We start from the raw sequence: 13,823 nt of genomic DNA on the forward strand, positions 1-13,823 counted from the left end.
CCGAATGTTGTGGAATTGCTAAAAATTAGCCGATTACTCGTTTTTCCACTTTACAAAAAACCCATGCTTAGGGTTCCGACAAGCATCAGGATTTTTGCAAAAGTACTCAACTCGGTAAAGTGTGCTTTGCGATCCGAAACGTAAACTTTCCGCATAAACCAGATGAAAAAGAAGCCTAAAATCCCGAAATAGTAGAATAGTTCTGGCTTGTTGAGCTCTATAGTCACAATGCTGATCGCAGATACAAAGCAGATGGCAATAATGAAAATGACTTGCTTGGTCTTTCGGAATCCCAGTACGATAGGAAGCGTTTGGCAGCCATGCTTTCTGTCCCCATCCCGGTCTTCGATGTCCTTGATGATTTCGCGGATAAGGTTGAGAAAAAAGGCGAAAATGGCATAAGTAAAGACCAATAGCTCATTTTTTTGATAATAAAAGGCTACCAAATAAACAGAGAGTCCTGTGAGGAAAGCCACGGTGAGATTGCCGATGAAAGGCTTCCTTTTGAGTTGGTTACTGTATAGCCAAAGAAGAAAGGCTGCGATAAAGTTGACTAGACCAATTCTCGGCGCAACCAACACTCCAAGCCCAATACCGGTAAAATTGAAAATGGTATGCAGAAATATGACCACTCGTCTCTTGATGCCTTTTCCGACGATGACCTCATTGGGACGATTGACATAGTCAATTTTGACATCGTAATAATCATTGATCATGTAGCCTGCAGCAGTAATGATCAAGGTGGACAGAATCAAAATATACAGCTTGAAGTCCTCCAATACAGGAAGTCCTGTCTGACTAGTTTCCACCAGGAAATAGGCCGTCATCAGCTGTGTGAATGCCACCAGCAGTAAATTGATAGGTCTGCTGATTCGCAGCAAACTGCTGATGGAGATGTTTCGCTCAATGGTGGCGTTTTGATTCATATTCAAACATACTAAATTAGGGCATCCGAGGTTTAAGGAAATATTTTTTTGCTTAATGAAATCGATTCCGATTAAAGATTCTGTAAACAATTCAAGATTAATTAAATTAATCTTTTGAACTCAAACCCAAAATATGATGGACCCAAAAGACGCCCAATCCAGAAGAGACTTTATTGCTTTGACAGGAGGACTACTTGCCGGAAGCATGTTTGTTCATCCTGTAGCTGAAGCGCTTTCACTTTTTGAAAAGGAAAAAAAGAATCAAAAGATGCGATTGGCGCTGGTAGGAACAGGGATACGGGGAACTACGATGTTCGGAAGAGATGTGGTCAGGGTCTATGGTGATCTAGTGGAGTTTGTCGGCTTATGTGATATCAATGAGGGTCGCTTGCGATATGGAAGGGAATTTATCGGGGTAGATTGCCCTGTATTCACGGATGGTGATCAGATGATTAAAGAGACCAAGCCGGATGTTTTGATTGTCACCACCATGGATAGCACCCATCATGAGTACATTATTAAAGGGTTGGAAAATGGAATCCATGTTATTTCTGAAAAGCCCATGACCACGGATGAGTTTAAGTGCCAGGCGATTTTGGATGCAGAGCGGAAATCAGGCAAGAAGTTGATCGTTACCTTTAACTACCGCTATTCTCCTCATAGGCAGCGAATGTATGAGATCCTTCGAGCAGGAGATATTGGAGAGTTGACATCAGTAGACTTTCACTGGTATCTCGATGTGTACCATGGAGCCGATTATTTCAGAAGGTGGCATCGCAGAAAAGAATTTGGAGGGTCGCTATTGGTGCATAAATCAACACACCATTTCGATTTGTTGAATTGGTGGATAGATTCAGATCCCGAGGAAGTTTTTGCCTATGGAGAATTGGAGTTTTATGGAAAAAACGGTCTATTCCGAGGTGAAAACTGCCGCTCCTGTCCGCACAAAGATAATTGTGACTTCTTCTGGGACATTACCAGAAATGAGCATTTGAAAAAGCTTTATGTGGATAATGCTCAATATGATGGCTATGACCGAGATGGATGTGTATTCCGCGAGGACGTGGATATCTACGATAAAATGGCCGTGCAAATCAAGTATAAAAATAAGGTTCAGGTTAGTTACTCCCTGACGACCTATTCGCCTTATGAAGGCTACCGCATCGCATTTAATGGGACGAAAGGTCGGCTCGAAGCCTGGATCAAAGAAAGACAGCCTTGGGAGGAAAAAGCCGAAGATGTGCTTTACCTGACAACCAACTTTGGGGAGCGGAAAGAAATAGTCATACCCCACGGAGGTGGAGGTCATGGTGGAGGCGATACCCGCCTTAAGGATAAGCTTTTCAAAGATCCTGAAATGGCTGATCCTTGGCGTCAATCGGCTGGAAGTCGAGATGGAGCCATGTCAATTTTGGTAGGTATCGCAGCCCGAAATAGCATCGAATCCAAGAAATCAGTCAAAATAGCTGATCTGACTGATATTGAGCTAAAAGAAAGTGGGAGAGGAGTCTAGGCTCTAAACGATCTTCAGATGAAAAGGTCGGAAAGCGTCGAGCTTGGTATCCATCGGATCCAATTCGGTCACTAAGGTGTCGACTTCCGTCAGGCTGCAGGTCCGGTATTTTTGAACACTATGCAACTTATCCGATACGGATAGGATAATCGTCCTTTTGGCAGCTTGAATCATCGCCTGCTTCACCTGGATGACTTCCCAGTCAAATTCTGTGAGTCCAGCCTCAGCATCTAAATAGCCGGTGCCTAGAATGCAAAGGTCTACTTTGAGTCGATTGAGCGCATTGACTACTGTGCCTCCAATGGCAAATTTTGATTCGTGCTGTAGCTTTCCGCCCAAAAAGAAAACCTCTACTTCCGGCAACTCTAAAAGTTGGACAGCGATATGCAAACTTGGCGTAAAGACTGTCAATGGAAATTTCCTGGGGATCATCTTTGCCACCTCCAAATTGGTTGTACCTCCGCTCATCAGGATGACTTGACCTTCGGAAAGTAATGAAACGGTCTTTTCGGCAATTTTAATCTTTTTAGAAAGGAGATAAGTATTTCCATCTTCTTTGGAAAAGTTCATAAAGCCAAATGATGTGGCTCCACCATGGACCTTTTTTAGCTTTTTTTCCTTGTCGAGTTCCTTGACATCGCGACGAACCGTATCGATAGAGACTTCGAGTGCTTCTGCGAGGTCATTGAGCAAAACTCTATGATGAAGATGTACTTGGTCGAGAATGAACTTTTGCCGTTCTTCTTTAAGCATTTTGGGTTGATTGTTTTTGGAAGCTAATCAAAACAGCAAAAACTTGCAAAAAATCCGGCATTTTAGATGTGCTTTGCAAAAAATTGCGGGATTTTCTTCTCAATCCTGCAAATTTCTAGGTAGTTTAGCTATCGAGTACTATTCAAAATTTGACCCAAAATATGAAGAAGCACCAAACTCACCCTTTCATCTTTAGCCTACTGATACCATTACTTTTTCTCTCCTGTAAATCCCAACAGGAGGCTACTTTTCGAATCATTGATAAGCCGATAACTTGGAATGCTGAACGCGAGCAGCTTTCCATTCAATACTTAAAAGACCGTCACGGATTGGAAAAAGCTCAGGCCACTATCGATCCCCAAATAGTAGTGGTTCACTGGACCGCAATTGATAATGTTGAAGTCACTTTTGATGTCTTTGATTCCCCGACTTTGGGAGGAAGGGAAGATCTGACAAGTGCCAGCAATCTGAATGTATCAAGTCAGTTTCTGATAGATCGGGATGGGACGATTTTTCGGCTTTTACCTGATACAACTTTTGCCAGACACACTATTGGGTTGAATTATTGCGCTGTGGGGATAGAAAATGTAGGAGGACCTGAGGCTCCTTTGACTGCTGCCCAGCTTCGTGCAAACGAGGAATTGATTCGCTATCTCCGCAAAAAATACCCGGCCATTGACTACGTAATCGGGCATCATGAATACCAACTTTTCCAGGACACTCCCCTGTGGAAGGAGGCCGACCCAGATTACCGCACTGTGAAAACTGATCCAGGAGATGAGTTTATGGAGAAGCTTCGCAAAAACCTTTCAGACCTTGGATTAAAACCACTTCCTCAACTGTAATTTTTAATGAAAATCTATTCAAGATTTGTTTTTGCGCTGTTACTAGTATCCATTTTCGCTTGTAAATCTCAACAGGAGTTTTCGCAAGACCGACAAGATATAAAAACAGATACCCCTGATGTAAAGGATGAAGAAGTACCGACTAGACCTCTGCCTGATTCCCCCATTTTGCTCCAACCACTTTCTTTCGAAATGCCGGAAATTCCACGTGAATTCAGAGGCGTTTGGATTGCTACGGTAGTCAATATTGATTGGCCAGAGTCTGGTACCGATAGTTGGCCTAAGCAGAAAGAGGATTTTCTCGCCCTTCTAGATCACTACAAGAATTTAAATTTCAATGCTGTGATTGTGCAGGTACGGGCTGCGGGAGATGCTTTCTACCCGAGTCGGCATGCCCCTTGGTCCAGATATTTGACTGGAAAGGAAGGTGTAGCTCCTCAAACTTCCGAGAATCCGTTGACTTGGATGATCAAAGCGGCACATGATAGGGGTTTAGAATTTCATGCATGGCTCAATCCTTACCGCGCGACTTTTGATGATAAAACAGAAACCTTGAGTCAGGAACATGATTTTTTCCAACATCCCGATTGGATGCTCAAGTACGGCACCAAATACTACTACAATCCGGGCTTGCCGGAGGTGAAGGAGAAACTTTTGGCAGTCATCAAGGAGTTGGTGGATGGCTATGATATTGACGCTATTCATTTTGATGACTATTTCTATCCTTACAAGGTTCAAAATCAGAGATTTCCTGATCAAAAGACTTTTGAAAAGTATAAAAAGCCAGGCCAGTCTATTGAAGACTGGAGAAGGGAAAACGTCAATTCTTTGATCCAGGCTATCCACCAAACCGTGAAAACAAGCAAGCCTTGGGTGCAATTTGGGATTTCTCCCTTTGGAGTGTGGCGGAATCAGGACAGAGATCCTAGAGGCTCTCCAACCCGAGCTGGACAAACTAACTACGATGACTTGTATGCAGACCCTTTGACTTGGATGCAAAATGGTTGGATTGATTACCTCATTCCTCAGCTTTATTGGAGTATGGACTATGAGTTGGCTAGCTATCGCAAACTCAATGACTGGTGGGCTGCCAATAGCTATCAAACCAATGTCTATATCGGAAACGGGCCCTACAAGATTCGCGATAATGCAGACATTGCCTGGGATAATCCCAAAGAGATCAATAATCAAGTTCAATACACGCGAACGCTTATGGAGATTCAGGGGAATGCCTTTTTCTCTGCAAAGTCTCTTTTCTCCAAAAATCAGGATGTCGCCAACTTGCTCAAACAAGAACTCTATGATAGTCCGACCCTACCACCGGCTTTCGAACCTACTGAGCCAGTCTTGATTGAAATGCCTCAGGTTTTACAAGTAGAAGCAAATAGAGACTGGACGAAGGTATCACTCGAAAAGCCTCTAGACCCTGCCATTCGCTATGCCATGGTGCAAGGAGCAGATGAGCTAAACACGCTCGCTCAAGCTGAAATTCACACAGTTTGGGTCGGGGGTCAACGTGCAAGGGCGCTGGAAGTGAATAGTTTAAATACCAATTATCTCGCGATCAGATGGATTGATCATTTTGGTAGAATCGTTCAAACTCAGGTATTTCAAACCCCCAAAAAAATAAAGCCATGAAGGATATGCTCGTTCGTTTGATTGATTTGCCTTCTTCACTGGACATAGAGACTAGGCTTTCCACAAAAGAGGGAATCATTTTTCGGAGGGCCATAGCCCCTGAGAAGGAATTGGTTTCGGATTGGGTGATGGAGCACTTTGGCGCCTACTGGAAGTCGGAAGTGGAAGTTGCATTCAGTAGACAACCGGTAAGTTGCTGGATAGCCCAGCGGGGAAATGAGATTTTGGGTTTTGCATGCTATGAGTCTACAGCCAAGAATTTTTTTGGCCCAACAGGTACTCTGGAGTCCGAGCGCGGGAAAGGAATAGGAAAAGTTCTACTGATTAAATCCTTGGAATCGCTTCGGGAATTGGGTTATGTCTACGCGATAATCGGGGGAGTGGGGCCGGCAGAATTTTATGAAAAGGCTGTAGGAGCAAAAATCATCGATGGCTCAGAAATCAGTATTTACCAGCATTTACTTAAAAAATCATGACCCAAAATTCTAGCAAGAACCCATGGATTTGGGTGCCATCTCTGTATTTGACCGAATCGGTCCCTTATGTCATTATCATCACGGTCTCGGTGATCATGTACAAAAGCTTGGGTGTTTCCAATTCCGATATCGGACTTTACACCTCTTTTCTTTACTTACCTTGGGTGATCAAACCCATTTGGAGTCCAATTTTGGAGCTTTTTGGAAATAAAAAGCAGTGGTTTCTGAGTATGCAGTTCATACTTTCCCTGGCATTCCTAGGAGTAGGTCTAACCACCGGACTGAATCAGTTTTTTGTCATTACACTCGCTTTCTTTTGGATGGGAGCTTTCGCTTCCGCCACTAATGATATTGCTTCAGATGGCTTGTACCTGATTGCATTGAAACCCGATCAGCAAAGCTTTTTTGTAGGAATGCGAAGTACTTTTTACCGAGTAGGAATGATTACCGGACAGGGGCTGATTGTGATAGCCGCAGGCTATTTGGAGGAGACATTTGGAGATCCAACTCAAGCGTGGTCCTGGACAATGATTGGTGTCGGAGGACTCATGTTGTTACTCACGGTTATTAATTTTCTATCCACACCCAATGTGATCGAGAAGCGGGTAGAAAAGGCAGATCGGCCAAGTTTTGGTGAGGTATTTAGCACCTTTTTTACGAAGAAGAATATTGGCCTTTCACTGGCTTTCGTGCTTTTCTATCGCTTGGGTGAATCACAATTAGTGAAGATGGCCTCACCATTCTTTTTGGATGATCGATCGGAAGGTGGTCTAGGCCTGACTGTTTCTGAAGTAGGTTTTCTATACGGGACCCTCGGCGTGATTGCTTTGTTGGTTGGTGGGATTGTTGGCGGAATTGTGATTTCCCGGCATGGCTTGGGTCGATGGATGATACCCATGGCGATTGCGATCAATGCTCCGAACTTGGGTTACGTTTTACTTTCTTGGCAGCAGCCTGAAAGCTTTTATTTTCCGGCAATTGTTGTTTTGATTGAGCAATTGGGCTACGGCTTTGGTTTTGCAGCCTATATGGTCTTTTTGATTTATCTGGCCGAGGGCCTTTTCAAAACGGCTCACTATGCCTTGGCAACTGGATTTATGGCTTTAGGAATGATGATTCCAGGTATGATTTCGGGTTACATGCAGGAGTGGCTAAATTATCCCGGATTCTTCGTTTGGGTGGTAATTGCCACGATTCCTAGCTTTGCGATGGCCTATCTGGTGAAGTATCCGAGGGAGTTTGGGAAGAAATCAGAAAGCTAAAGTCAGAAAGCTGAATCTTCGACATTCGATGTTAAGCGTTCGATACTTGACATTTGAATAATGAATATCGAACTCCGAATGTTGAATAACGAAGTGCCGAAAGAATAATTCTTACATGAACAAACATCAAAAAATCGCTCAATGCTTTTCTCCTGCTGCTTTTATCCATGATTCGGAGGAAAATTATCTGGCTATAGAAAAATTGATTCAGGAGCAGGAAATTGGTGGACTGACTTTTTTTCACAGCCGTCATTCTGCTGCAGCAAATTTCGAAAAACGGGCGGAATCACTAGACACTGAAGATACTTTTGAAAAATTAATCGGATTGATCAATCGCTATCAAGCCTTTTCAAGAATCCCTTTATTGATTAGCATAGACGGGGAATATGGTTTGGCCATGCGAATCGAAAAAACACCTCAATACCCTTTTGCAATTACCTTGGGAGCTTTGAAAAAAGACGCCGAAAAGTGGGTTGAGGAAGTCGGCTATCGCATGGGAATGGACATGAAGCGTTCGGGAATTCATCTCAATTTGGCTCCCTGTGCTGACGTCAATACCAACCCGAATAATCCTGTGATCGGCTATCGATCTTTTGGAGATCAGACTAAGAAAGTAGCCAAACTTTCCTTTGCAGCCTATTCAGGGATGAAAAAAGCGGGAATCGGAGCTTGTTTGAAGCATTTTCCGGGACATGGAGATACGGCGGTTGATTCACATTTAGGTTTGCCGATTTTGCATAAAAGCAAGGAAGAGCTCAAAGCCGAAGAACTTTTACCCTTCCAATATGGGATCGACCGAGGGGTGGAAATGATCATGGTCGGACATTTGGCAGTTCCGGCATTGACTGGAGGAAAGGATATACCGGCCAGTATCAGCCGAGAGTTAATTGCCGATTTGTTAAAGGAAGAAATGGGTTTTCAAGGCCTTGTTATCTCCGATGCGCTGAATATGAAAGCAGTGGCCAATTTGTATCCCGATCCCGGAGAGCTTGAATGGCAGGCTTTCCAAGCCGGAAATGAAATTCTGTGCTTTTCGGATTATGTGAAAGAGGGAATTGAAAAAATCAGTCAGAAGGCCTCTGATGAACATGTCGAGGTGGTTTTTCAAAAAATTATGGACTTGAAAAAGTGCTTGGGCGTGCTGGAGGCAAAGCCCGTTGAAGTTCCAACTTTTGATTGGGAGAGCCATTCTCAACTGCAAAAGGAGTTGGCGGAAAATTACGTTTCTGTTATTTCAGGTGAGATAAAATCTGCTGAACTTCAAACCTTGGCAAGAGAAGGAAAGCTGGGTTTTCAAGAATTTTTCACCCAAAATCCCAGCCGCTTTTCTCAGGATATCAAACTTGAATTTTCTCCAATTGAGCAGGCCGAAAAAGTAATTATCACCGTATTTGTACCCAGCCACAAGCCATTAAACCAGTTTGGAATGGATCAAGAGGTATTGGATGAGATCAAGGAATTAGCAAAAAGCAAACCTTGTATTCTGGTTCATTTTGGAAATCCTTTGGCCTTAATTCACCTTAGAAATCTGGAAGATTTTGAGGCAGTGTTATGTGCGTATCAGGGATTTGAGGAAACTCAGGAAGTGATGGCAAAAACTCTCCAAGGGCTTTGAGTCACTTGGAGAGTTTTATTCTTACTTCTCAACCGAAAAGCGATACTCTATGGTATGCTCATATTTTTCGCCTGGACTTAGAATCGGGCTTGGGAAGTTGTCATGATTGATGGCATCTGGCCAAATCTGGGATTCTAGGCAAAAGCCCCAGTGTTTATCGTAGGTTTTTCCATCAGCTCCTTGGAAGTCTTTCACAAAATTTGCTGTGTAAAACTGCACTCCCATGTTATCTGAATACATGTCCATGACACGGCCACTTTCGGGATGCTTCACTTGCACAAAATGCTTCATCTCATCTGATTTTTCTAGCTTCATCACCATGTTGTGATCAAAACCTTCTCCATTGGCGGCAATTTGTTCCCCAAGGTTTTTTGGAGTTCGAAAGTCAAAGGCTGTCCCCGTCACATCTTTGACCTCTCCGGTTGGGATCAGTTCCTCATCCACCGGGGTGTAGGCATCCGCCCAAAACTGAAATTCATGATCCAGTACATCACGTTTTACTCCACCAAGATTGAAATAGGTGTGATTGGTCAAATTGAGAATTGTCTTTTTATCTGTATTACTTTCAAATTTGATCCGGAGCGTATTATCCGTAGTCAATTCCATCCAAAGCGTAGTCTGAAGATTTCCGGGATAGCCTTCCTCTCCGTCTTCACTCAGATAGGTCATTTTCACTCCTAAGGTGGAGTCATTGGAATAAGGCTCGGCATCCCAAACTTTTTTATTAAAGCCTTCTACTCCTCCATGAAGATGATTATCTCCATTGGTTTTTGCCAGCATATATTGCCTTCCGTCAAGGGTAAATTCCCCATTGGCAATTCGATTGGCTACCCGACCAGCTGTGGCTCCGAAAAATGGGTTCGGCTTAGTCAGGAATTCCTCTACGGTATCAAACGTGAGGGTGATATTCTCTTTGTTTCCGTTTTTGTCTGGGACGATAATTTTGTGGACCAAGCCTCCGAAATTGGAGAGTTCTACCTGCATGGTGCCATTGTCTAGGGTATAATGAAAAACGGGCTGGCCATTATGCTCAGCTACTTTTTCTGATTTGATCATAAGGTTGATTTCTTCTTGAATAGGTTCTTGAGTTTGTTTTTGGGAGCAGGCAAATGCAAGCGACAGAGAAATTGCTAAAACATAAATTTTGTAGAGCTTCATGGTTTTGTGATTTTACCAATGATTTAATATTGATTTTAGGATTACTTACGCTCGTGATTTTTGGCTATTCGCTCCAATTCTGATTGAAGTTTTTCTCCACTTATCCATTTGCCAGCCACTGATACGCCGAGTGGTTTTTGCATAGTTTCCAGGTTTTCTAGTGGGTTTTCTTTGACCATCACAAAATCGGCTTCCATTCCTTCTTTGATCATTCCCCATTGAGCCGAGGTATTCATATATTTAGCAGGTTCTACTGATCCACTTTTCAAAATCTCATAATTATTCATGCCCGCTTTGGACATCAACTCTATTTCGTGATGAATGGAAAAACCCGGGACATTAAAAACCTGAGGGGAGTCTGAGGCTAAAAGGACCGGAATCCCGGCCTGATGAAGGGTCATGAAGAGCTGATTACGAAATTGAAGATAGGGCTCAACCAACTCCCGGTCTAGCATCCCCGCACGCTCAAGTTGCTTTTTGGTATTGACCCACTGCTGAATCAGGGGCCCGGGTAAGTATTTCATTTCTGGAGCCTGTCGAAATTCATCGGCAGGGACATAGCCGAAATACCTATCAAATAGCGTCAAAGTCGGGGCAATGTAAGTTCCTTTTTTCAAGGTTTCCTCGATCAAAGCAGGAAGCTTTTCCATTTCCACCTCTCCAACAAGCTTTAGATTGAATGGACCCGAGGTAGTCGGATCGATCGTCAAATCATCCGGAAGCAATCCTTCCATATACCCATCCATGTGTTCGATGGATTTGAAGCCGCTAGCGAGTGCATTTTCTATTCCAACAGCCAAAGGAACATGCCCGCCGAAAGGAATTTGAACTTCTTGGGCTGTTTTGGAGATTGCCCACATTTCATCCAGTTCAACTCCAGGATGTATTTTTAAGTGATCATAGCCAGCAGCTTTTTGCTCCCTGACCATTTGAGAAGCCTGCTCTGGGCTGCTTACTGAATTTCCATTAAAGGACGGGCCTGATATAAAAACACGTGGTCCGGGAATCTCTCCATTTCTCACGCGTTCCCGAAGCTCCACATGACTGGGATGGCCCAGCATACTTCGAATACGAAGAACACCATTGGCTAAATAAAGCCAAAGTGATTCTTCCTGCAATTGAGTACTGCCATCTCCGGCTACTGGTAGGTGGGCGTGAAATTCAGCCAAGCCCGGAAAAATGTAAGCACCCTGTCCATCAATCAGATTTTCATGGCTCATCCGAGGGGTTTGAGGCGTAAGAGGAATGATTCGATCAATCTTGCCTTCCTTTACGAAAAGTGCGTGATTTTCCAGCAATTCCTCTCCATCCATGGTGACGATATGCACATTGGTAACCAAGAAATCCTGTGCAGAAAGCGTGGGTATGGATAAGAAAGTCCAGAAAAAGCCAAATAGGATCTTGAGGGTTTTCATAGTTTTTTGTGGGTTGCTCTCCAATTTCGGCTATTCAGGTGGCTATTCCAATCCGGTCCTGTAATTTCTATTTCTTCAAATAATCCCATGCTTCTTCTAGAATCTCTGTAGGTGTTTGATCGATTGAAAGCTTCTTGCCATAATTCGGTTCCTCCCATGTGGAAAACTGCGAGTCAAGCATTTCTGCCTTCATGTAATGGTTTTTTCGTGCCTTCATTCGATCCCAGATAAGATCTCTGTCTCCTTTGAGATGAATCCATTTTATATCATTCCCTCCAGCTAGTATTTTTCGATAGCTTTCTTTCAATGAGGAGCAAGCCAAGATGCAACCACCGGACTTTTTGGATTCTTCGAGTTTTGAAGCGAGGGCCTCTAGCCAAGGTTGACGATCCTGATCGGTCAGAGGGATCCCATTACTCATTTTTGCTACATTTTCTTTTGGATGGAAAAGATCTGCGTCGTAAAAGGGCAAGGATAGCTTTTCCGATAATGCGGTGCCAAGAGTGGTTTTGCCAGTTCCAGATACACCTGTGATAATGATGAGTTGATAGTTTGCTGTCATGCTTTATAGAATCATCCAAAGATTGTCTATTTTGGGAAAGATGGAAAATGCACCTTCATTTATTTCGGATCAATTTTATACCAAGCTTGTATCAGACCTTCACTTTAGGCATTTAAGGCTTGTTTCTTCAGATACTTCCATTCAAGACTGTGCCAAGCGAATGGCAAGAGAGCAGGTAAGCTGTCTGTTTGTGGGTGAATCCTCAGATCAGATCGAAGGCTACATTACCGATATTACCCTACGCGATGAGGTTTTGGCAAAGGGGCTATCACCTGATGAGCCTGTCAAGCTAATTATGGAATACAAAATGGTTTCCATTAGCCCGGATGCTAGTTTGGTGGAGGCTTTGCTTTTGATGTTTCGTACCAAGTCCAGGTATCTCTTAGTTGAAGATCAATTCCAATTTGTAGGCTGGATCAGCAGAAATAAGATTTTGACAGAGCAGAGTCAGGGGCCTTTTATGTTTATTCAGTCAGTAAAAGAGGCTCGTCAGATTTCCGAGTTGAAATCAAAATGGGATAGAATGCCCGAGATCATCCACCTCTTGCTAAGCTGTGGCATGAAGGCAGCCTATGTGAATCAAATTATCACCACTGTTGCAGATACGATTACACAGCGGGTCATCGAGCGGGTGATCAAGGAGATAGGTCCTGCTCCTGCAAAGTTTGTGTTCTTTGTGCTTGGAAGTGAAGGTAGAGGAGAGTTGACACTCAATACCGATCAGGACAATGCGATCATCTATGAGGACAAGGCTAATGAACAACGAGAAAGTGTTCGTGCTTACTTTTTGGATTTTGCGACGCGAGTTTCTACAGCTTTGGATCAAATTGGGATTGACCTTTGCGAAGGGGATTTGATGGCGATGAACCCTAAATGGACTCATTCCCTCTCTCATTGGAAAAGAAATTATGAGTCTTGGATTGCTGATGCTTCCCAAGAGACTGCCATGAAATATTCCACTTTTTTTGACTGTAGAGCAATTTTTGGAGAAGAAAGCTTACTCGAAGAATTGAAAAATTACATGTATAAATTGGTGGAGTCAGCTCCTGAGCGATTTTTTGTCAACTTGGGCTACAATGCACTTCAGTATGAGCCTCCGTTGACATTCTTTCGAAAGATTCGTACTGAGAAGATTGATGGGGAAAAGCAATTTAACCTCAAGCACGCTATGCGAACCATGGTAGATTTAGCCCGGGTCTATGCGCTGCGGTATCAAGTTCAAGCCACCAATACTTCTGAACGAATCCAAAGCCTACAGGGGAAAGGTGTTTTTTCCGAAGCTGAATGCCAAGAACTTAATCATGCTTTTTCCTACCTAATGGCTTTACGATTGGAAAATCAGGCTGAAATCATCATGGCAAAATCCCCGCAGCCACTCAACTGGGTAAAAATAGATCGACTGACCAAAGTGCAAACAGTGACGCTGATTGAGATTTTTAAAGTTATTCGTGATTTTCAGGCCCGCATGAGAATTTCCTTTACCAAGAGTCTATAAATTCTTGATCTGAATTAGACTTCTTTAAATTTTTTATAAAAGTTATTTTTTATTTAATAAAGTTTTTTAATTTTGTTGAGTGAAAGAAAAGATTGTAAGTGTTTATTAATCCTAATTAAATTTTACAAAAATAAAATTGGAAAAATTTTTTTTGGAGATCAAACG

Annotated in this window: 12 protein-coding genes; 7 read left to right on the top strand and 5 right to left on the bottom strand. The window is 43.0% G+C overall.

Features of this window, described 5'->3' with window-relative positions:
- Positions 1 to 50: 50 nt before the first annotated feature.
- On the bottom strand, positions 51 to 926 hold the full coding sequence (locus G457_RS0101160; protein WP_024281643.1) for a geranylgeranylglycerol-phosphate geranylgeranyltransferase: 876 nt from the start codon (positions 924 to 926) through the stop codon (positions 51 to 53).
- A gap of 133 nt (positions 927 to 1,059) precedes the next feature.
- Between G457_RS0101160 and G457_RS0101165 the strand changes: the two genes are divergently transcribed.
- Positions 1,060 to 2,439 carry a Gfo/Idh/MocA family protein gene (locus tag G457_RS0101165; RefSeq protein WP_081701361.1) on the top strand — a complete coding sequence of 460 codons (1,380 nt, stop codon included), beginning with the start codon at positions 1,060 to 1,062 and terminating at the stop codon, positions 2,437 to 2,439.
- A gap of 3 nt (positions 2,440 to 2,442) precedes the next feature.
- On the opposite strand, the gene G457_RS0101170 is transcribed toward G457_RS0101165, so the two are convergent.
- On the bottom strand, positions 2,443 to 3,192 hold the full coding sequence (locus G457_RS0101170; protein WP_026944843.1) for a DeoR/GlpR family DNA-binding transcription regulator: 750 nt from the start codon (positions 3,190 to 3,192) through the stop codon (positions 2,443 to 2,445).
- Between the two features lie 161 nt (positions 3,193 to 3,353).
- On the opposite strand from G457_RS0101170, the gene G457_RS0101180 reads away from it, so the two are divergent.
- From G457_RS0101180 to G457_RS0101200, 5 genes are all read left to right on the top strand, one after another.
- A complete protein-coding gene (locus G457_RS0101180) occupies positions 3,354 to 4,037 on the top strand; it encodes an N-acetylmuramoyl-L-alanine amidase (RefSeq protein WP_026944845.1) in 684 nt (227 codons plus the stop codon).
- Positions 4,038 to 4,043: 6 nt separating this feature from the next.
- Positions 4,044 to 5,675, top strand: a complete 1,632-nt coding sequence (locus G457_RS20835) for a glycoside hydrolase family 10 protein (RefSeq protein ID WP_155847058.1) — start codon at positions 4,044 to 4,046, stop codon at positions 5,673 to 5,675.
- On the top strand, positions 5,672 to 6,151 hold the full coding sequence (locus G457_RS0101190) for a GNAT family N-acetyltransferase (protein WP_026944846.1): 480 nt from the start codon (positions 5,672 to 5,674) through the stop codon (positions 6,149 to 6,151). The genes G457_RS20835 and G457_RS0101190 overlap by 4 nt, the downstream gene beginning before the upstream one ends.
- Positions 6,148 to 7,413 carry an MFS transporter gene (locus G457_RS0101195; protein WP_026944847.1) on the top strand — a complete coding sequence of 422 codons (1,266 nt, stop codon included), beginning with the start codon at positions 6,148 to 6,150 and terminating at the stop codon, positions 7,411 to 7,413. The genes G457_RS0101190 and G457_RS0101195 overlap by 4 nt, the downstream gene beginning before the upstream one ends.
- Before the next feature lie 115 nt (positions 7,414 to 7,528).
- Positions 7,529 to 9,028, top strand: a complete 1,500-nt coding sequence (locus tag G457_RS0101200) for a glycoside hydrolase family 3 protein (protein ID WP_035482918.1) — start codon at positions 7,529 to 7,531, stop codon at positions 9,026 to 9,028.
- A gap of 21 nt (positions 9,029 to 9,049) precedes the next feature.
- On the opposite strand, the gene G457_RS0101205 is transcribed toward G457_RS0101200, so the two are convergent.
- The 3 genes from G457_RS0101205 to G457_RS0101215 all read right to left on the bottom strand — a co-directional run bounded on the left by G457_RS0101205 (position 9,050) and on the right by G457_RS0101215 (position 12,163).
- A complete protein-coding gene (locus G457_RS0101205) occupies positions 9,050 to 10,186 on the bottom strand; it encodes an aldose epimerase family protein (RefSeq protein ID WP_035482920.1) in 1,137 nt (378 codons plus the stop codon).
- A 41-nt stretch (positions 10,187 to 10,227) separates the two neighbouring features.
- Positions 10,228 to 11,601, bottom strand: a complete 1,374-nt coding sequence (locus tag G457_RS0101210) for an amidohydrolase family protein (RefSeq protein ID WP_026944850.1) — start codon at positions 11,599 to 11,601, stop codon at positions 10,228 to 10,230.
- Positions 11,602 to 11,668: 67 nt separating this feature from the next.
- On the bottom strand, positions 11,669 to 12,163 hold the full coding sequence (locus G457_RS0101215; RefSeq protein ID WP_026944851.1) for a gluconokinase: 495 nt from the start codon (positions 12,161 to 12,163) through the stop codon (positions 11,669 to 11,671).
- Here G457_RS0101215 and G457_RS0101220 point away from each other — a divergent pair.
- Complete coding sequence (locus G457_RS0101220; RefSeq protein WP_322786328.1) at positions 12,162 to 13,658, top strand: DUF294 nucleotidyltransferase-like domain-containing protein; 1,497 nt, start codon at positions 12,162 to 12,164, stop codon at positions 13,656 to 13,658. The two genes, G457_RS0101215 and G457_RS0101220, sit on opposite strands and share 2 nt — an antisense overlap.
- The last annotated feature ends 165 nt before the right edge of the window (positions 13,659 to 13,823 follow it).

Origin of the sequence: Algoriphagus marincola DSM 16067 (assembly GCF_000429405.1) — a bacterium.
GTDB lineage: Bacteria > Bacteroidota > Bacteroidia > Cytophagales > Cyclobacteriaceae > Algoriphagus > Algoriphagus marincola.